We start from the raw sequence: 18,254 nt of genomic DNA, 5'->3' as shown, positions 1-18,254 counted from the left end.
GGCCCGGTGCCCGATTGCGATGGGGGAGCGGATCAGTGGTGCGAGGTGTGGTGCGACGCCTCGAGCTCGCCCTTCGTGACCGGCGTGATGCGGTCCTCGAAGAACCACCGCGACATGCCCGCGCGAAGGCGCTGACCGACGGTGATCTTGCCGCGGTCGTTCGGGCGCAGCATGAGCGGCTGGTACGACTCGTAGCTCACGAGCCTCCAGCGCTCGTACTCGTCGAGCGGCTGGTGCACCTCGATGAACTCGCCGCCGGGCAGCTTCACGATGCGACCGGACTCGTACCCGTGCAGGACGATCTCGCGGTCCTTCTTCTGCAGCGCGATGCAGACGCGCTTGGTGACGAAGTAGGCGACGATCGGGCCGAGGATGAGCAGGGCCTGCAGCGTGTGGATCACGCCCTCCATCGTCAACATGAAGTGCGTCGCGATGAGGTCGGACGAGGCCGCCGCCCACAGGACCGCGTAGAACGTCACGCCGGCCGCGCCGATGGCGGTGCGGGTGGGCGCGTTGCGCGGGCGGTCCGCGATGTGGTGCTCGCGCTTGTCGCCGGTCACCCACGCCTCGATGAACGGGTAGATCAGCACGGTGAGGATGAACAGCCCGAGCACGACCACCGGCACGAGGATGTTGAGCGACCAGGTGCGCTCGAACAGCACGAACTCCCAGCCGGGCGGCACGAGGCGGAGCGCGCCGTCGGCGAATCCGATGTACCAGTCGGGCTGCGTGCCGGCGGAGACCGGCGACGGGTCGTACGGACCGTAGTTCCAGATCGGGTTGATCGTGAACAGCGATGCGATCAGCGCGAGGACGCCGAAGACGATGAAGAAGAAGCCACCGGCCTTCGCGGCGTACACGGGGAGGATGGGCGGGCCCACGGCGTTCTGCTGGGTGCGACCCGGCGCGGCGTAGTGGGTGTGCTTGTGCACGACCACGAACAGCAGGTGGATCGCGATGAGCGCGAGCAGGATCACCGGCAGGATCAGGATGTGGAGCGTGTACAGGCGCCCGACGATCGCCGTGCCCGGGAACTCGCCGCCGAAGAGGAGGAACGAGGTCCAGGTGCCGATCAGCGGGAAGCCCTTGATCATGCCGTCGATGATCCGGAGGCCGTTGCCCGAGAGGAGGTCGTCCGGAAGCGAGTACCCCGTGAAGCCCTCGCCCATGGCGAGGATGAACATCACGAAGCCGATCACCCAGTTGAGCTCGCGCGGCTTGCGGAACGCCCCCGTGAAGAACACGCGCAGCATGTGCAGGCCGATCGCGGCGACGAACAGGAGCGCCGCCCAGTGGTGCATCTGGCGGACGAAGAGACCGCCGCGGATGTCGAACGAGATGTCGAGCGTCGAGGCCATGGCGACCGACATCTCGACGCCCTTCAGCGGCACGTACGAGCCCTCGTACTCGACCTCGGCCATGGAGGCCTGGAAGAAGAACGTCAGGAACGTGCCCGTGATCAGGATGACCACGAAGCTGAAGAGTGCGATCTCACCGAGCAGGAAGGACCAGTGGTCGGGGAACGCCTTGCGGCCGAGCGCGTGGACGAACGTCGAGAGGCTGGTGCGCTGGTCGATGTAGTTCGACGCGGCGCCGGTGACGGAGCGACGCTGCGGCGCTTGGGTGGTTGCGGTGCTCAATTGCGCTCCCAGAAACTCGGGCCGACGGGTTCGGTGAAGTCGCTCTGCGCCACGAGGTAGCCCTCGTCGTCGACCGCGATCGGCAGCTGCGGCAGGGGCCGCGCCGCCGGTCCGAAGATGACCTCGCAGTGGTTCGCCACGTCGAACTGCGACTGGTGGCACGGGCAGAGCAGGTGGTGCGTGTGCTGCTCGTACAGTGCGACAGGGCAGCCGACGTGGGTGCAGATCTTGGAGTACGCGACGATCCCGTCATAGGACCACGAGGCACGCTCCTCGGTCTCGTTGAGCTCCTCGGGGTTCAGGCGCATGAGGAGGACGGCCGCCTTGGCCTTCTCCTCGAGACGACCGTGGTGCATCTCGGCGAGACCCTCGGGGATGACGTGGAACGCGCTGCCGATGGTGACGTCGGACGCCTTGATCGGCACACCGGAGGGGTCGAGCGTGAGGCGGGTGCCCTGCTTCCACATGGTGTGGCTGAGCAGCTCGACCGGGTTCTCATCCTGCGGCGCGAGTCCGCGGAAGAGGACGACGGCCGGCAGCGGGAAGACGAGCAGCGCGCCGATGAGGCTGTTGCGGATGACGGAGCGGCGCGAGAAGCCGGACTCGCGGTCGGCATCCTGGAACACCTGGATGGCGCCCTCCCGTGCAACGGGGTTGCCGCCGATCGGGTGGCGCTCGTCGGCGAGCTCGACGTCGGCCATGAGCGACTTGGCCCAGTGGACGGCGCCGAAGCCGATGCCGAGGAGCGCGAGCGTCGCGCCGAGGCCGACGAACATGTTGTTCAGGCGGACGTCGCCGACGTTGTTGCCCTCCATCGGGAAGAGCATGTACGCGGCGATCGCCCAGACGCTGCCGAGGATCGACAGGTAGAAGAGCGTGTAGACGGTGCGCTGCGCGCGCTTCTCCTTCGCCGGGTCCTCGTCGGTCACGCGCGGGCGGTGCGGCGGGAAGCCGGGGTTCTCGAACGCGTCCGTGGGGATGAGTGCGGTGCCCGTCTTCACGGCGGGGACGTTCGCGGCGTGCGACGAGTCGGCAGCGGCGATCTCAGAACCGCTGTGGTCGTCCTGTGCCATGGTTCTCCTTCTTCGCTTCTTCGGTCGGCCCTAGTTGGACTTCGCCGTGATCCACACGGTGATCGCGACGATGGCGCCGAGACCGAAGATCCAGATGAACAGGCCCTCCGCGACCGGACCGAGCGAGCCGAGCTCGAACCCGCCGGGCGAACGGTTGTCCTGCACGTACTGCAGGTAGGTGATGATGTCGCGCTTGTCTTCGGGCGTGATGTTGAGGTCGTTGAAGACCGGCATGTTCTGCGGGCCCGTGACCATGGCCTCGTAGATGTGGACGCCCGAGACATCCGTGAGCGGGGGAGCGTACTTGCCCTCGGTCAGCGCACCGCCGGCACCCGCGACGTTGTGGCACATCGCGCAGTTGATGCGGAAGAGCTCGGCGCCGTTGGCGGCGTCGCCGCCGCCGTTGACGAGGCTGTCGGCGGGGATGTCGGGACCGGGTCCGAGCGAGCCCACGTAGTACGCCAGCTGCTTGACCTGCTCATCGGTGAACTGCGGCGGCTTCACCTGCGCCTGCGGGCCCTGCATCTGCATGGGCATGCGGCCGGTGCCGACCTGGAAGTCGACCGAGGCCGCGCCGACGCCGATGAGGCTCGGACCCTCGGAGGTCCCCTGCGCGTCGAGGCCGTGGCAGGTGGCGCAGTTGGCCTGGAAGAGCTTCTTGCCCTCCTCGATCGTCTCCTGCGACGTGGGGGAGGGCTCGGCCTGCGCCGTCGTCGTGCTGAAGGCGGCGTAGGCGCCGCCGGTGAACACGAGGCCGAGCGCGAGCAGCGCGGCCGTGGCGAGCGGATGCCGGCGACCTGTGCGTCGCTTCGAGCGGGTCATTGATCTCTTCCTGTTCGCGGGCATTGCGGGGTGGCGCTTCCGGGTCTCGGCGCTATCTGAGGACGTAGATGACGAGGAACAGGCCGATCCAGACCACGTCGACGAAGTGCCAGTAGTACGACACGACGATCGCGCTGGTGGCCTCGCGGTGGCCGAAGTTCTTCACGGCGAAGGTGCGGCCGATCACGAAGAGGAAGGCGATCAGGCCACCCGTGACATGGAGGCCGTGGAAGCCGGTCGTCAGGTAGAACGCCGAGCCGTAGGCGTTGGAGTCGAGGGCGATGCCCTCGGAGACGAGCTGCGCGTACTCCCACACCTGGCCGGCGACGAAGATCGCGCCCATGGCATACGTGAGGAAGAACCACTCGACCATGCCCCACTGCGTCGGCTTCCAGCCCGTGCGATAGGGCTGGCTGCGCTCCGCCGCGAACACGCCGAACTGGCAGGTGAACGACGACGCCACGAGGATGATCGTGTTCGTCAGGGCGAACGGGAAGTTCAGGCGACCCGCCTCGAACTCCCACAGTTCCGGGGAGGTCGAACGAAGGGTGAAGTAGATCGCGAACAGCCCCGCGAAGAACATCACCTCGCTTCCGAGCCACACGATCGTGCCGACCGCAACGGTGTTCGGACGCTTGATCACGGGCGCGCTCGCCTGATACGTCAATGAGGTGCTCGTCACCCTCCCATTATGGCTGATTCGGCGGGGCAATTTTCGACGTGGCGTCGAATCTCAGGTTGGGGGAGCGCCACCGGGCCTGTGACGAGCCCGACTCGGGCCCGTGAATCCGCCTTGAATCCCCGTCGATAGGATCGGTCCATGTCCGCGATGCAGAATTGGCCGGCCGTCCTGAACGCCCTCCTCCAGGGCGAAGACCTCAGCGTGTCGGATGCGGCGTGGTGCATGGAGCAGGTCATGACCGGCGCCGCGACGGAGGCGCAGCTGGCCGCGTTCCTCGTCGCGCTCCGCCTCAAGGGCGAGACGGTCGACGAGATCGTCGGCTTCCGCGATGCGATCCTCGAGCACGCGGTCCAGCTGCCGGCCGACTCCATGGCTCTCGACATCGTCGGCACGGGCGGCGACCGGTTCGGCACCGTCAACGTCTCGACCATGGCCTCGATCGTGTGCGCCGCCGCCGGCGTGCCGGTCATCAAGCACGGCAACAAGGCCGCGAGCTCCGCGTCGGGATCCTCCGACGTCCTCGGCGCCCTCGGCATCGACCTGTCGCTCTCCGCCCAGCGCGTCGCGGAGGTGCTCGATCGGGCCGGCATCACGTTCGCGTTCGCCGCGGCCTTCCACCCGGGCTTCCGTCACGCCGGCCCCGTCCGATCGCAGCTCGGCATCCCGACGGTCTTCAACTTCCTCGGCCCGCTCTGCAACCCCGCCCGGCCCGAGGCATCCGCCGTGGGCGTGGCCCAGCTCGACCGGGTTCCGCTCATCGTCGGCGTGTTCCAGACGCGCGGCGCGACCGCGCTGGTGTTCCGCGGCGACGACGGGCTGGACGAACTGACCACGACCGGGCACAGCCACATCTGGGAGGTCTCCCGCGGAACGGTCAAGGAGCACGACCTCGATCCGCGCGACCTCGGCATCCCCCGAACCGAGATCGAGCAGCTGAAGGGCGGCGACGCCCAGCACAACGCGGCGGTGGTCCACGAGGTGTTCGGCGGAGCGCGCGGGCCGGTGCGCGACATCGTCGTGCTCAACGCGGCCGCCGGCCTCGTCTCGTACGAGCTGGCGAACGATCCCACGCAGGTGCAGCGGACCATCCTGGAGCGCTTCCACGAGAAGATGGCCGTCGCCGAGGGCGCCATCGACAGCGGTGCGGCCGCGCGGAAGCTCGAGGACTGGATCGCCGCGACCCGGGCCTGAGTCGCGCGACGACGCACGACGGGGCCCCGCCGAAGCGGGACCCCGTCGTCGACCCCGGACGATCAGTTCACGTCGTCGTCGACCCAGTCGAAGGTCTTCGTGACGGCCTTCTTCCACAGCCGGAGCTGGCGTTCGCGTTCCTCGGAGTCCATCTTCGGCTCCCAGCGTCGGTCCTCCTGCCAGTTGGCGCGGAGTTCGTCGAGGTCCGACCAGAACCCGACCGCGAGCCCCGCCGCGTAGGCGGCGCCGAGCGCCGTGGTCTCCGCGACGACCGGGCGAACGACCGGCACACCGAGGATGTCCGCCTGGAACTGCATCAGGGTGTCGTTGGCGATCATGCCGCCGTCGACCTTGAGATCCGTGAGGTCGACCCCCGAGTCGGCGTTGATCGCGTCGATGACCTCGCGGGTCTGGAACGCCGTCGCCTCGAGTGCCGCCCGGGCGATGTGGCCCTTGTTGACGTAGCGCGTGAGGCCCACGAGGGCACCGCGCGCGTCCGGACGCCAGTACGGCGCGAACAGCCCGGAGAACGCGGGCACGAAGTACGCCCCGCCGTTGTCCTCCACCGACTTCGCGAGCTCCTCGACCTCCGGAGCGCTCGAGATGATGCCGAGGTTGTCGCGCAGCCACTGCACGAGCGAACCCGTCACGGCGATCGCGCCCTCCAGCGCGTAGTGCGCCGGCTGGTCGCCCAGCTTGTACCCGAGCGTGGTGAGGAGCCCGTTCTTCGAGTGGACGATCTCGGTGTCGGTGTTGAAGATGAGGAAGTTCCCCGTGCCGTAGGTGTTCTTCGACTCGCCCTTGTCGAACGCGGCCTGGCCGAACGTCGCCGCCTGCTGGTCGCCGAGGATGCCGGCCACGGGAACCTCCCGGAGCAGGCTCGACGACTCGACGGTGCCGTACACCTCGGAGGAGGAGCGGATCTCCGGCATCATCGAGCGCGGCACGCCGAACACGTCGAGGATGTCATCGCGCCACTGCAGCGTCTCGAGGTCCATGAACATCGTGCGGCTCGCGTTGGTGACATCCGTCGCGTGCACGCCGCCGTCGGTGCCACCGGTGAGGTTCCAGAGGACCCAGCAGTCGGTCGTGCCGAAGAGGAGGTCGCCGGCCTCGGCCTTCTCGCGCGCGCCCTCGACGTTCTCGAGGATCCACACGATCTTCGTGCCCGAGAAGTACGTCGCGAGCGGGAGCCCGACGTCCTGCTTGAAGCGCTCGACGCCGCCGTCGGCCGCGAGGCGGTCGACGATGGGCTGGGTGCGCGTGTCCTGCCAGACGATCGCGTTGTACACCGGCTCGCCGGTGTTCTTGTCCCAGACGACGGCGGTCTCGCGCTGGTTGGTGATGCCCACCGCGGCGATGTCGTGGCGGGTCAGGTCGGCCTTGCCGAGCGCCTGCCCGATGACCTCGCGGGTGTTCCGCCAGATCTCCATCGGGTCGTGCTCGACCCAGCCGGCCTTGGGGAAGATCTGCTCGTGCTCGAGCTGGCCCGTGGCCACGATCGAACCCTTCTTGTCGAAGATGATCGCGCGCGAGCTGGTGGTGCCCTGGTCGATCGCCAGGATGTAGTCGGCCATGTCGGATTCGTACCTCTCTGTACCGTTGCGGAGTCGTTCGGCGAAGCGGATGTCGCGCCGGTTCGGCGGACGGGGAAGCGCCGAGGGGCCGGTCGCCGACCGGCCCCTCGACGAACTCAGAACTCGATCGGGAGCAGCGGGATCGCCGCCCAGCCGGCCAGGACGCCGCCGATGATGGGGCCGACGATCGGCACCCACGAGTAGGCCCAGTCGGAGCCGCCCTTGCCCCTGATCGGGAGGATCGCGTGGGCGATGCGCGGGCCGAGGTCGCGAGCCGGGTTGATCGCGTACCCGGTCGGACCACCGAGCGAGGCGCCGATGCCGACGACCAGCAGCGCGACGGGCAGGGCGCCGAGGGCCGCGAGACCGGAGGCGTCGCCATTACGGCCGAACCCGATCACGACGAACACGAGCACGAACGTGCCGATGATCTCCGTGACGAGGTTCCAGCCGTACGAGCGGATCGCCGGGCCGGTCGAGAATACGCCGAGCTTGGCGGCGGGCTCCGGCTCGTCGTCGAAGTGCTGCTTGTAGGCGACCCAGCAGAACACGGCGCCGAGGATCGCACCGACGAGCTGGCCGGCGATGTAGGTGAGCACGCTGATCGGCCCGACCTCGACCGTGGTGCCGACCGCAGCGTTGCCGAACTCCGTCACGCCGTTCGCGACGAGGCCGAGCGTCACCGCCGGGTTGATGTGCGCGCCCGAGGCGAAGGCGACGATCACACCAGCGAAGACCGCGAAGCCCCAGCCGAAGTTCACCAGCAGGAAGCCGCCGCCGAAGCCCTTCGTCTTCGCCAGGGCGACGTTGGCGACCACACCGCAACCGAGGAGCACGAGCATGGCCGTGCCGACCAGTTCGGCGAGGAACAACACACCGAGATTGTCCACGTTGACCTTCCATCCTTTCGCCGTGCCCCGATGGGCCGCGCCCAGGGGCGGATCTGCGCCCACCCTACCCGCGCGCCGGACAAGCGGGGAAGGGCTTCCGGCTTTTCCGCCGAAGCCCTTTCACCCGTGGTGTCGGCAGGGGTAGCTTGACGGGGGAGTGCTGCGTCGGCGCCGACGGGCGAGGGGCCCCGGCGTGCGCAGCCGAGGGGAAAGGGACGCTTCGTGAAGAAGATCATCAACGACCCGAAGCGCGTCGTCGACGAGTCCGTCGCCGGATTCGCGCTCGCGCACGCCGACCTGGTCACGGTCGCGACCGACCCGATCCACGTGGTGCGCGCCGACGCACCCGTGCAGGGCAAGGTCGGCATCGTCTCGGGCGGAGGCAGCGGCCACGAGCCGCTCCACGCGGGATATGTCGGCCACGGCATGCTCGACGCCGCGGTGCCGGGCGCGGTGTTCACCTCGCCGACGCCCGACCCGATCCTCAACGCGACCAAGGCGGTCGACGGCGGCAAGGGCGTCCTCCACATCGTGAAGAACTACACGGGCGACGTCCTGAACTTCGAGACGGCCGCCGACCTCGCGGCCGCCGACGGCATCGAGGTCCGCGCCGTGGTGACCAACGACGACGTCGCGGTGAAGGACTCGCTCTACACCGCCGGTCGGCGCGGCGTCGCCGGCACCGTGCTCGTCGAGAAGATCGCCGGCGCGGCCGCGGAGCGCGGGGACTCGCTCGACCAGGTCGCCGAGATCGCCGAGCGCGTGAACGCGAACGCCCGCTCGATGGGCATGGCGCTCACGCCCTGCACGGTGCCGCACGCCGGCGAGCCCAGCTTCACCCTCGCCGAGGACGAGGTGGAGATCGGCATCGGCATCCACGGCGAGCCGGGACGCGAGCGCATCAAGATCGAGCCGGCCGACTCGCTCGTCGACCGCCTCATCACGCCCGTGATCGAGGACCTGCCCTTCTCCTCGGGCGACCGGGTCCTCCTCTTCGTCAACGGCATGGGCGGGACGCCGCAGGTCGAGCTCTATCTCGCGTACCGCCGCGCGGCCGAGGTGCTCGAGGAACGAGGCATCCGCATCGAGCGTTCGCTGGTCGGCAACTACATCACCTCACTGGAGATGCAGGGGTTCTCGATCACGCTGCTGAAGCTCGACGACGAGATGATCGAACTCTGGGACGCGCCCGTGCACACCGCCGCACTGCGGTGGGGCCGCTAGGAGGCGCGGGGTGGGACTGGACATCACCTGGGCGGTCGACTGGGTCCGACGCAGCGCCGAGTCCATGTCGGAGCACCGAGTGGAGCTCATCAACCTCGACCGCGAGATCGGCGACGGCGACCACGGTGAGAACATGGACCGGGGGTTCCAGGCCGTGCTGCCGAAGCTCGACGACCTCCCGGCCGGCTCGACGCCGTCCGACGTCCTCAAGCTCCTCGCAACGACGCTGATCTCCACGGTGGGCGGCGCCGCGGGCCCGCTCTACGGCACCGCCTACCTCAAGGCGTCGGGCGCGGTCGGCGGCGAGGTCTCGCTCGATGCGGACGCGGTCGTCCGCATGCTCGAGGCGGGGCGCGACGGCATCGTGCTCCGGGGCAAGGCCGAGCCCGGCGACAAGACCATGGTCGACGCCTGGTCGCCCGCGGTCGAGGCGGCGCGCGGTGCCGCCGAATCGGGTGCGAGCGCCGCGACGACCCTGCAGGCGGCAGCGGATGCCGCAGCGGAGGGCGCCGTCGCCACGGAACCCCTCGTGGCGCGCAAGGGCCGGGCCAGCTACCTCGGCGAACGTTCGGCGGGGCACCGGGATCCCGGTGCGCAGTCGACGGCCTACCTCCTCGCCGCCGGTGCGGCGGCGGCCTCGAACGGGACCAGTGCCTGAGCCCGCGGCCGGCCGCGTCGGCGTGGTCTTCGTCTCGCACTCGGAGCGCCTCGCCGAGGGACTCGTCGAGCTCGCGCGCCAGATGGCGCCCACGGTGCGGCTCGAGGCGGCGGGCGGCACCGACGACGGACGGATCGGCACGAGCTTCGACAAGGTGACGGCGGCCATCTCGGCCGCGGACGCCGGCGCCGGCGCCGTGGTGCTCTGCGACCTCGGCTCGGCCATCATGACCGCCGAGACGGCACTGGAGTTCCTCGACGACGACCAGCGGGCGCGGGTCCGGATCGCCTCCGCGCCGCTCGTCGAGGGTGGCGTCGCGGCATCCGTCGCCGCCGAGTCGGGCGACGCGCTCGATGCGGTGGTCCGAGCCGCCGAGTCCGCCGGCGGCCCGGGAGGGACCGGCGCCGAAGCCGGTGCGACCGCGGGGGAGGAGCCCGCTGCCGACCGGGGCGAGGCGACCCGCATCAGCCGGCGGGTGACGCTGACCAACGCCGACGGGCTCCACGCCCGTCCCGCGGCGGAACTCGTCAAGCTCGCGAGCTCGTTCCCGCAGCGCGTGACCGTCAACGGCATCGACGCGAAGAGCCTGCTCTCGATCATGGGTCTCGGCCTGACCAAGGGCGCCGAGGTCGAGATCGCCTCCGACGACCCGGAGGGCGCCGCAGCGGTGGACGCGATCGTCGCCCTCGCCGAGTCGGGCTTCGGCGAGCATTGAGACGGATGCCGCGACCGGCCCGGTCGCGGCATCCGTTCGCCTCACTCGTCGACGGCAGCGCTCAGGCCTCGGCGACGGATGCCGCGCAGGACCACCAGGGTCGCCGCGACGGCGGCGCCGGACCACAGGACGGCCGTCGTGCCCGCGATCGCGGCGCTCGGCGCGACGATCGACTCGCCCATGAGGGCCTGCACCGTGACGATCGCCGTGGTCGCCGCCGCGAGGACCGTGGCGATGGCGACGAGGCCGAACCGCACGCGCACGTCGGCGAGCACCGCGACACGCCTCGCCGCCCACTCGAGCGCCATCACGAAGAGCACCAGCGCCTGCAGCGCATGCATGCCGACGAAGTGCGGGATGCGGAGGTCGCCGGCCACCGTGCTCCATCCGAGCACCGGGATACCGGGCCCGCCGTCGGCGACGCCCACCGAGTGCGCCCCGGCGATGCCGCGGAAATCCGCGAGCTGGGCTGCCGTCGGGCTCGTCATGAGGAACGCGAGGGCCATGCCGGCGAGGGCCAGGATCGACCCGGCGCGGATGGCGAGGCTGCGTGCCGGATCGCCGAGCGGCGCGCGGAACAGTGCGAACGCGACGACGAGGGTAGCGATCCAGACAACCACGATGGAGACCGCCATCACCGACCAGAGCACGGACGCCAGCGGCGTCGACACGTTGAAGTGACTGGTGGTGCCCGCGACGACGGCGCCGACGATGACGACCATCTCGATGACGAGCGCGACCGCGCTCACGGTCCCCGCCCACCAGGACACGCGTCGCAACCGGCCACGGGTCAGGGTGATGAGCCAGGCGAGCGTGACCGCGTAGATGGCGATGGACAGGGCGAACTTCAGGGGCTTCGCCCAGATCGGCTGGCCGAGCAACGTCCGTTCGTCGACCAGGAGCCCGACGACGCTCGCGACGGCGAGCGCGACCATGGCGGCGGTCAGGACGAGCAGCGGACGATGCCAGGTCCGGGCGCCCGTCGCGCCGCCGGGTGCCGGCCGGTCCGGCGTGGGGGTCGGGGCTTCCGTGGAGATGGTCCGGATGGTCATGGCGTGCTCCTCGCGCGTCGGATCTCGTCGGCACGCTCGGGCTCGTACCTGGTGGTGGAGACGTGCTCCTGGGCCGCACGGCGGAACGCCGCGAACAGCGCGTCGCCGAGCGCCGTGCCCACGACGACGGTCTCGGCCTTCTCGTCGCGCGTGACGCGCCGCTCGACCGTGTCGAGGTCGGCCTCCGCGACGATGAGCGCGGCCTCGACGTAGCGCCGCGACCAGTCGTCGGCGTTCCGCTGGTCGACCGCGTCGAAGGCTTCGAGCACGGCGGCCGCGGCGATGCGTCCGGGGTTCTCGGGGTGGATCGCGAAGCCGTCGAGCAGGGCGTCGACCCGCTCGAGCGCCGCGGCGTCGACCGCCCGATCGTCGACGCGAACGGATGCCGCGCGCTGGGCCACGCCGAAGACGTGGGGGAGCGGCAGGTCGGAGTCGATCGCGGCGATCACCTCGCGCGCGGTGGCGACGTCGAGCCCGCCGGGTCCGAGCAGCGCTCGGATCAGACGGATGCGACGGACGTGCTCATCGTCGTACTGCGCCTGGTTGGGGCTCGTACGCCGGCCGGGCGGCAGGAGCCCCTCGCGCAGGTAGTACTTGACCGTGGGGACGGGGGTCTCGGTGATCCGGCTGAGCTCCGACATCCGCATATGGATACTCTAACTATCGATAGTTGTACTGTCTATAGTGGATCTCGCCGCGACGCCGATTGCGGGAGTACCATCACGGCATGGCACGCGACGAAGCGGGCCCAGACACTCGCAACGCCTTCACGAGGTTCTTCGACCGGGTGGACCGGATCATGAGCCCGGCGTTCGAGTCGCCCAAGGTGGCCCAGGAAGAGCCCGCGGACAGCGGTCCGTCGGGGGAGAAGCCGTGTCCGATCTGCGGACACCCGATGTTCGAGCACTACATCGACGAGTCCACGTCGAACGTGCTGCTCGAATGCCCGACCGACGAACGCCTGCCCGAGCCGGCGGCCAGCGGTCCACTCAACGAATTCGGCATGCCGGCGAGTGACGAGCGCCTGGCGAGGATGCGACGGCGCGCGGAGAAGCGCGGATAGCACTGCATCGTGCACCCGCTCCATCGTGAAGCGGCTTCAGCGGTTCCGGCCGTGGTCACGATGGGGCGGGGAGTCGTGTGCCATTCGATCGGACATAATGCACATTATCGGCGACACGGACTCAGTTGTGATGGGGCGGCACGACGTCGCAACGCCGTGCCGCCGTCGGGGCGTGTCCGACCTCAGCGGACCGCCTTCTTCACGAGTTCGACGATCGTCTGTTCGCCGCGCGGCGTGAGCTCCGTCAACGCGAACGTCGTCGGCCACATCTCGCCGTCGTCGAGGTTCGCGATGTCGTTGAATCCGAACGTCGCGTATCGCGAGTCGAACTTGCCGGCCGCCTGGAAGAAGCAGAGCACCTTGCCGTCCTTCGCGTAGGCCGGCATGCCGTACCACGTCTTCGGCGCGAGCTCGGGCGCCGCCTCGGTGATGAGCGCGTGCAGCCGCTCGGCGATCGCTCGGTCGGCGTCGCCCATCTCGGAGATCTTCTCGAGCAGGTCCGCCGTGCCGTCCTTCTTCTTCCCGCGGACCTCTCGCGCTCGCTCCTTCATCGCGGCGCGCTCCTCGGCGGTGAAGCCCTCGACCTCCTCGTCGCGGGCGGCCTTCTTCGTCGCAGCCATGGCGGCTCCTTTCGGTTCGTGGTTCGGATCAGGGCGTGGGAACGCCGGTCAGGCGCCGACGTAGTCGGCCAGGTGCTGGCCGGTCAGGGTCGAACGGGCGGCGACGAGGTCGGCCGGGGTGCCCTCGAAGACGACCCGACCGCCGTCGTGTCCGGCGCCGGGCCCGAGGTCGATGATCCAGTCGGCATGGGCCATGACCGCCTGGTGGTGCTCGATGACGATCACCGACCGGCCGGAGTCGACCAGTCGATCGAGGAGCCCGAGCAACTGCTCCACATCGGCGAGGTGCAGCCCCGTGGTGGGCTCGTCGAGCGCGTATACCTGGCCCTGCTCCCCCATGTGCGACGCGAGCTTGAGGCGCTGCCGCTCGCCGCCCGAGAGCGTCGTGAGGGGTTGGCCCACGGCGACGTAGCCGAGGCCCACGTCCACCAGCCGCTGCAGGATCGCGTGCGCGGCCGGGAGGCGCGCCGCGCCGGCCCCGAAGAATGCCTCGGCCTCGGCGACGGGCATCTCGAGCACCTGGCTGATGTCGCGTCCGCCGAGCCGGTAGTCGAGGACCGACGCGTCGAAGCGGCGTCCCTCGCAGACCTCGCACGTGCTCGCCACGCTCGCCATCGGACCGAGGTCGGTGTACACCACGCCGGCGCCGTTGCAGTTCGGGCATGCGCCCTCGGAGTTCGCGCTGAACAGCGCCGGCTTCACGCCGTTCGCCTTCGCGAACGCCTTGCGGATCGGCTCGAGGAGGCCGGTGTAGGTCGCCGGGTTGCTCCTGCGCGAGCCCCGGATCGCACCCTGGTCGATCGAGACCACGCCCTCGCGCCCGGCGACGGAACCGTGGATGAGCGAGCTCTTGCCCGAACCGGCCACGCCCGTGACCACCGTCAGCACGCCCAGCGGGATGTCGACGTCCACGTCGCGCAGGTTGTTCTCGCTCGCACCGCGGACCTCGAGCGCGCCGGTCGCGGTCCGCGTGGAGGTCTTCAGCCGCGCCCGGTCGTCGAGGTGGCGACCGGTGAGGGTGCCACTCCCCCGCAGCCCGTCCACGGTGCCCTCGAAGACGACCTCGCCGCCGGCCGACCCCGCGCCCGGCCCGAGGTCGACGACGTGGTCGGCGATGGCGATCGCCTCCGGCTTGTGCTCGACGACGAGTACCGTGTTCCCCTTGTCGCGCAGTTGCACGAGCAGGCGGTTCATGCGCTGGATGTCGTGCGGGTGCAGGCCCACCGTGGGCTCGTCGAACACGTACGTGACATCCGTCAACGACGAGCCGAGGTGCCGGATCATCTTCGTGCGCTGCGCCTCGCCACCGGAGAGCGTGCCCGACGGGCGCTCCAGCGCGAGGTAGCCCAGGCCGATCTCGACGAACGAGTCGAGGATCTGGCCCAGGCTCGCCAGCAACGGGGCCACGGACGGCTCGTCGATGGCGCGGACCCACTCGGCGAGGTCGCTGATCTGCATGGCGCAGGCGTCGGCGATGCTCAGGCCGCGGATCTTCGAGGACCGAGCGCCTTCGTTCAGGCGCGTTCCGCCGCACCCCGGGCACGGCGTGAAGGTGACGGCGCGCTCGACGAACGCGCGGATGTGCGGCTGCATCGCATCGCGATCCTTCGACAGGAAGGACTTCTGGATCTTCGGGATCAGTCCCTCGTACGTCATGTTCATCGACTGCAGGCGGACCTTGGTCGGCTCCTTGTGGAGGAAATCGTGGAGCTCGGTCTCGGTGTAGTCGCGGATCGGCTTGTCGGGGTCGAGGAAGCCGGACTCGCTGAAGATCCGCACCATCCAGCCGTCGACGTTGTAGCCCGGCACGGTCAGGGCACCTTCGGCAAGCGATTTCCGGTCGTCGTACAGCTGCGTCACGTCGATGTCGGACACCGTGCCCATCCCCTCGCACCGCGGGCACATGCCGCCGAGCTGGCTGAACTCGGCGGTCACCGACTTCCCGTCGCCGCGGTCGACGCTGATGGAGCCGCTCCCCCGCACCGTCGGGATGTTGAACGAGAACGCCTGCGGCGACCCGAGGTGCGGCCGCCCGAGCCGGCTGAACAGGATCCGCAGCATCGCGTTCGCATCGGTGACGGTGCCGACGGTGGAGCGGGCGTTCGCCCCCATTCGCTCCTGATCGACGAGGATCGCCGTGGTGAGGCCGTCGAGCACGTCGACGTCGGGGCGGGCCAGGCTGGGCATGAACCCCTGCACGAACGCGCTGTACGTCTCGTTGATCATGCGCTGCGACTCGGCCGCGATGGTGTCGAAGACCAGCGAGCTCTTGCCCGACCCGGACACGCCCGTGAAGACCGTGAGCCGGCGCTTCGGGATCTCGACGTCGACGTCCTTCAGGTTGTTCTCCCGCGCCCCCCTGACGCGGATCAGGTCGTGCCGGTCGGCAGGGTGCATGGCGGATGCCGCGCGGTCGGTCGACGCCGTGGTCATGTTCAGCTGGGCTCCTGGATGCGGACCATGTTGCCGGCGGGGTCGCGGAACGCGCAGTCGCGCACCCCGTACGGCTGGTCGATGGGTTCCTGCGCGACCTCGGCGCCGCTGGCCTGGACCTGCTCGAACACGCCGTCGACGTCGGTCGTCGCCAGGACGATGCTCGCGTAGGTGCCCTTGGCCATCATCTCGGCGATCGTCCGGCGCTCGTCCTCGGTGACTCCGGGGTCGGCGGCCGGCGGGTGCAGCACGACCGACGTGCCCGGCTGCCCGGCGGGCCCGACGGTGATCCACCGCATGCCGTCGTAGCCGACGTCGTTGCGCACCTCGAAGCCGAGGACGTCGCGATAGAACGCCAGTGAGGCGTCCGGGTCGCTGTGCGGGAGGAAGGTGTACTGAATCGTGATGTCCATGCGGGCCACGCTACTTCCGTGCCGCTCGCGCGGCTTCTCGATTCCTGACCGGTCTCACGACGCGCTTGGCCACCACGCTCGGTACGCCCTCCAGCGGATGCTCGGCGGTGCGCCGGTAGGTGCTCGGCGGCACCCCGACGAGCTCCGTGAAGCGCGTGCTGAACGTGCCCAGCGACGAGCACCCGACGGCGAAGCAGACGTCGGTCACGCTGAGGTCGCCGCGCTGCAGGAGCGCCATCGCGCGCTCGATCCGCCGGGTCATGAGGTAGGAGTACGGCGACTCGCCGTACGCGCGCCGGAATTCCCGGCTCAGGTGCCCGGCCGACATCCCCACCGATCGCGCCAGGGCGTCGACGTCGAGCGGCTGCGCGTAGTCGCGGTCCATCCGGTCGCGCACGCGCCGGAGTCGTGCGAGGTCTCGCAGGCGCTGCTCCTCGGTCGGACTGGTGGTCACGAGCGCGATGCTGCCACCTCGCCCCGGACCGTGTCCAGCAGCACGCTCGGATCCCCGATCAGGACGCGGTGAGCAGGTCCCCCTCGCGCACGGCCTCGAGCGAGAGCACGCGGTAGCCCTCCTCCTCGAAGAACACGGTGAGGCGGTCCGACTCGACGCTCATGACACGGCCGTCGCCCCACTCCCGGTGCCGGACGGACTGGTCGAGCCGGTACTCCCCCGCGACCTCCGGCTCGGCCTCCTCGAAGGCGGACCCGCGATCGCAGGTGTCGCAGTTCCCGCACGGTTCCGGCACCTCGGCGCCGAAGTACTCGACGACGAACGCCCGCCGGCACCGGCTGGTCTCCGCGTAGCGGCGGACCATCGCGCGGCGCGATTCGTCCACGCGCCGGCGGCGATCGACGGCCTCGTCGACGACGTCGACCGCGTGGCCCGGGTCGACGGGTCCGCGCAGGGTGAAGCCCTGATCGTCCGAGGTCGCGGCATCCGCTTCGACGAGGAGATTCAGGATCATCGTGACCGACCGGGTGGGCAGGTCCAGCTCGTCCGCGAGCGTCCTCGCCGTGCGCCGGCCGTCGGCCGCGGCCAAGGCCGCCGCCACCGCGCGGACGCGCTCGGCCTTCGGTCGACCCGAGGCGAAGAAGGCCCGCAGGCCCAGGTCCTCGGCGCGGTAGTGCAGGGTCGCCGACGCTGGCCGGCCGTCACGACCGCTCCGGCCGACCTCCTGGACGTAGGCGTCGAGCGACTCGGTGATGTCGCCGTGGACGACGAACCGGACGTCGGGCTTGTCGACGCCCATGCCGAACGCGCTCGTCGCCACGACGACGTCCAGCTCGCCGGCGAGGAAGGCCTCGTGCACGTCGCGCCTCGCGCGCGCCCCGAGGCCGCCGTGGTACGCCGCCGCCCGGAGCCCCGACTGCAGCAGCTCCTCGGCGAATCGCTCGGTGTCCGCCCGCGTGGCCACGTACACGAGCCCGGGCTTCGCCGCGTCGAGGGTGGTCTCGACGACCGCGCGTCGCTTCGCGTCCGCATCCTCGTGTCGCACGACGGAGAGGCGGATGTTCGGCCGATCGAACCCGCCGACCAGCACCCGGGGAGCACGCAGGCCCAGGCGCTCGACGATCTCATCGCGGACCGGCGCCGAGCCCGTCGCGGTCAGGGCGACCACGGGGGGCCGCCCCAGCGCGTCGATCGCGGCACCGAGCCGGAGGTAGTCCGGCCGGAAGTCGTGGCCCCAGGAGGACACGCAATGGGCCTCGTCCACCACGACGAGCCCGACGTCGAGCGCGGCGAGCTCGTCGACGACCTCCTGCCGGGCGAGCTGCTCCGGCGCGAGGAAGACGAACTCGGCGTCGCCGGCCGCGACGGATTCCCAGGCGCGCGCATTCGCCCCGTCGCTGTGCGCCGAGTTCACGGCGACCGCGGTGCCTTCGCCGCCGGCGCGATCGAGGTGCCGCACCTGGTCGGCCTGCAACGCGATGAGCGGGGAGATCACCACGGTGGGCCCGTCGAGCAGGTGGGCGGCGACCTGGTAGACCGCCGACTTGCCGTAGCCGGTCGGCATCACGACCAGCACGTCGCGGCCGCCGACGAGCTCCTCGATCGCCTCCTCCTGCCCCGGCTTCAGCGTCGTCCAGCCGAACCGCTCCTCGGCGATCCGACGCATCCTGTCCCTCGTCCGGCCCACGCGACCCCTTCCTCACGAGCGTTCCAGTCTGGTCGAGGCGGCGAGTCCGCGCCGGGGGCT

General features: G+C 70.1%; 18 protein-coding genes. 5 read left to right on the top strand and 13 right to left on the bottom strand.

What is annotated here, in order from left to right; genetic code table 11:
- Positions 1–32: 32 nt before the first annotated feature.
- Genes AVP42_RS05635 through AVP42_RS05620 form a run of 4 tightly spaced genes read right to left on the bottom strand, consistent with a single transcriptional unit; the run spans position 33 to position 4,217 of the window.
- A complete protein-coding gene (locus AVP42_RS05635; protein ID WP_067946955.1) occupies positions 33–1,640 on the bottom strand; it encodes a cytochrome bc complex cytochrome b subunit in 1,608 nt (535 codons plus the stop codon).
- On the bottom strand, positions 1,637–2,713 hold the full coding sequence (locus AVP42_RS05630; protein ID WP_067946952.1) for a ubiquinol-cytochrome c reductase iron-sulfur subunit: 1,077 nt from the start codon (positions 2,711–2,713) through the stop codon (positions 1,637–1,639). The genes AVP42_RS05635 and AVP42_RS05630 overlap by 4 nt, the downstream gene beginning before the upstream one ends.
- A gap of 30 nt (positions 2,714–2,743) precedes the next feature.
- A complete protein-coding gene (locus tag AVP42_RS05625) occupies positions 2,744–3,535 on the bottom strand; it encodes a c-type cytochrome (protein WP_067946950.1) in 792 nt (263 codons plus the stop codon).
- Between the two features lie 52 nt (positions 3,536–3,587).
- Entirely contained in the window at positions 3,588–4,217 is a 630-nt protein-coding gene (locus AVP42_RS05620; RefSeq protein WP_067946948.1) for a heme-copper oxidase subunit III, read from the bottom strand.
- Positions 4,218–4,355: 138 nt separating this feature from the next.
- Between AVP42_RS05620 and trpD the strand changes: the two genes are divergently transcribed.
- Positions 4,356–5,408 carry an anthranilate phosphoribosyltransferase gene (gene trpD, locus AVP42_RS05615; protein ID WP_067946946.1) on the top strand — a complete coding sequence of 351 codons (1,053 nt, stop codon included), beginning with the start codon at positions 4,356–4,358 and terminating at the stop codon, positions 5,406–5,408.
- A 62-nt stretch (positions 5,409–5,470) separates the two neighbouring features.
- Here trpD and glpK read toward each other — a convergent pair whose 3' ends face one another.
- Positions 5,471–6,985 (bottom strand): glycerol kinase GlpK, encoded by a 1,515-nt coding sequence (glpK, locus tag AVP42_RS05610; protein WP_067946944.1) that lies wholly within the window; start codon positions 6,983–6,985, stop codon positions 5,471–5,473.
- Positions 6,986–7,101: 116 nt separating this feature from the next.
- A complete protein-coding gene (locus AVP42_RS05605; protein ID WP_067947003.1) occupies positions 7,102–7,827 on the bottom strand; it encodes an MIP/aquaporin family protein in 726 nt (241 codons plus the stop codon).
- Between the two features lie 270 nt (positions 7,828–8,097).
- On the opposite strand from AVP42_RS05605, the gene dhaK reads away from it, so the two are divergent.
- From dhaK to dhaM, 3 genes are read left to right on the top strand one after another with little or no spacing between them, the layout of a single operon-like run.
- Positions 8,098–9,099 carry a dihydroxyacetone kinase subunit DhaK gene (gene dhaK, locus AVP42_RS05600; RefSeq protein WP_067946942.1) on the top strand — a complete coding sequence of 334 codons (1,002 nt, stop codon included), beginning with the start codon at positions 8,098–8,100 and terminating at the stop codon, positions 9,097–9,099.
- A gap of 10 nt (positions 9,100–9,109) precedes the next feature.
- On the top strand, positions 9,110–9,757 hold the full coding sequence (gene dhaL / locus AVP42_RS05595; RefSeq protein WP_067946940.1) for a dihydroxyacetone kinase subunit DhaL: 648 nt from the start codon (positions 9,110–9,112) through the stop codon (positions 9,755–9,757).
- Positions 9,750–10,472, top strand: a complete 723-nt coding sequence (dhaM, locus tag AVP42_RS05590; protein ID WP_067946938.1) for a dihydroxyacetone kinase phosphoryl donor subunit DhaM — start codon at positions 9,750–9,752, stop codon at positions 10,470–10,472. The genes dhaL and dhaM overlap by 8 nt, the downstream gene beginning before the upstream one ends.
- Positions 10,473–10,513: 41 nt before the next feature.
- On the opposite strand, the gene AVP42_RS05585 is transcribed toward dhaM, so the two are convergent.
- Positions 10,514–11,524 carry a hypothetical protein gene (locus AVP42_RS05585; RefSeq protein WP_197466965.1) on the bottom strand — a complete coding sequence of 337 codons (1,011 nt, stop codon included), beginning with the start codon at positions 11,522–11,524 and terminating at the stop codon, positions 10,514–10,516.
- On the bottom strand, positions 11,521–12,165 hold the full coding sequence (locus AVP42_RS05580) for a MerR family transcriptional regulator (RefSeq protein WP_231878551.1): 645 nt from the start codon (positions 12,163–12,165) through the stop codon (positions 11,521–11,523). The genes AVP42_RS05585 and AVP42_RS05580 overlap by 4 nt, the downstream gene beginning before the upstream one ends.
- Positions 12,166–12,251: 86 nt before the next feature.
- Between AVP42_RS05580 and AVP42_RS05575 the strand changes: the two genes are divergently transcribed.
- Positions 12,252–12,587 (top strand): hypothetical protein, encoded by a 336-nt coding sequence (locus tag AVP42_RS05575; RefSeq protein WP_067946936.1) that lies wholly within the window; start codon positions 12,252–12,254, stop codon positions 12,585–12,587.
- A gap of 182 nt (positions 12,588–12,769) precedes the next feature.
- Here the strand turns inward: AVP42_RS05575 and AVP42_RS05570 are convergent, their stop codons facing one another.
- Genes AVP42_RS05570 through AVP42_RS05550 form a run of 5 tightly spaced genes read right to left on the bottom strand, consistent with a single transcriptional unit; the run spans position 12,770 to position 18,173 of the window.
- Complete coding sequence (locus AVP42_RS05570) at positions 12,770–13,207, bottom strand: iron chaperone (protein WP_067946934.1); 438 nt, start codon at positions 13,205–13,207, stop codon at positions 12,770–12,772.
- Positions 13,208–13,255: 48 nt separating this feature from the next.
- Positions 13,256–15,640: an excinuclease ABC subunit UvrA gene (locus tag AVP42_RS05565; RefSeq protein ID WP_082847026.1), complete on the bottom strand. Its 2,385-nt coding sequence runs from the start codon at positions 15,638–15,640 to the stop codon at positions 13,256–13,258.
- Between the two features lie 2 nt (positions 15,641–15,642).
- Positions 15,643–16,053 carry a VOC family protein gene (locus tag AVP42_RS05560; RefSeq protein WP_067946932.1) on the bottom strand — a complete coding sequence of 137 codons (411 nt, stop codon included), beginning with the start codon at positions 16,051–16,053 and terminating at the stop codon, positions 15,643–15,645.
- Positions 16,054–16,063: 10 nt separating this feature from the next.
- Positions 16,064–16,507: a helix-turn-helix transcriptional regulator gene (locus AVP42_RS05555; RefSeq protein ID WP_067946930.1), complete on the bottom strand. Its 444-nt coding sequence runs from the start codon at positions 16,505–16,507 to the stop codon at positions 16,064–16,066.
- Positions 16,508–16,565: 58 nt separating this feature from the next.
- Positions 16,566–18,173, bottom strand: a complete 1,608-nt coding sequence (locus AVP42_RS05550; protein WP_067946928.1) for an ATP-dependent DNA helicase RecQ — start codon at positions 18,171–18,173, stop codon at positions 16,566–16,568.
- Between the last annotated feature and the right edge of the window lie 81 nt (positions 18,174–18,254).

Source organism: Agromyces sp. NDB4Y10, from assembly GCF_001620055.1.
In the GTDB taxonomy this organism is placed as follows: domain Bacteria; phylum Actinomycetota; class Actinomycetes; order Actinomycetales; family Microbacteriaceae; genus Agromyces; species Agromyces indicus.
The sequence above is the reverse complement of the archived record's forward strand: the minus strand, read 5'-3'. Positions and strand labels throughout refer to the sequence as shown.

Bases quoted from the DNA above. Each gene is read 5' to 3' on its own strand.
- AVP42_RS05585 (WP_197466965.1), bottom strand. From the start codon at position 11,524: ATGACCATCCGGACCATCTCCACGGAAGCCCCGACCCCCACGCCGGAC.
- AVP42_RS05575 (WP_067946936.1), top strand. From the start codon at position 12,252: ATGGCACGCGACGAAGCGGGCCCAGACACTCGCAACGCCTTCACGAGG.
- AVP42_RS05560 (WP_067946932.1), bottom strand. From the start codon at position 16,053: ATGGACATCACGATTCAGTACACCTTCCTCCCGCACAGCGACCCGGAC.
- AVP42_RS05580 (WP_231878551.1), bottom strand. From the start codon at position 12,165: ATGTCGGAGCTCAGCCGGATCACCGAGACCCCCGTCCCCACGGTCAAG.
- AVP42_RS05565 (WP_082847026.1), bottom strand. From the start codon at position 15,640: ATGACCACGGCGTCGACCGACCGCGCGGCATCCGCCATGCACCCTGCC.
- AVP42_RS05550 (WP_067946928.1), bottom strand. From the start codon at position 18,173: ATGCGTCGGATCGCCGAGGAGCGGTTCGGCTGGACGACGCTGAAGCCG.
- glpK (WP_067946944.1), bottom strand. From the start codon at position 6,985: ATGGCCGACTACATCCTGGCGATCGACCAGGGCACCACCAGCTCGCGC.
- AVP42_RS05630 (WP_067946952.1), bottom strand. From the start codon at position 2,713: ATGGCACAGGACGACCACAGCGGTTCTGAGATCGCCGCTGCCGACTCG.
- trpD (WP_067946946.1), top strand. From the start codon at position 4,356: ATGTCCGCGATGCAGAATTGGCCGGCCGTCCTGAACGCCCTCCTCCAG.
- AVP42_RS05625 (WP_067946950.1), bottom strand. From the start codon at position 3,535: ATGACCCGCTCGAAGCGACGCACAGGTCGCCGGCATCCGCTCGCCACG.
- AVP42_RS05570 (WP_067946934.1), bottom strand. From the start codon at position 13,207: ATGGCTGCGACGAAGAAGGCCGCCCGCGACGAGGAGGTCGAGGGCTTC.
- AVP42_RS05605 (WP_067947003.1), bottom strand. From the start codon at position 7,827: ATGCTCGTGCTCCTCGGTTGCGGTGTGGTCGCCAACGTCGCCCTGGCG.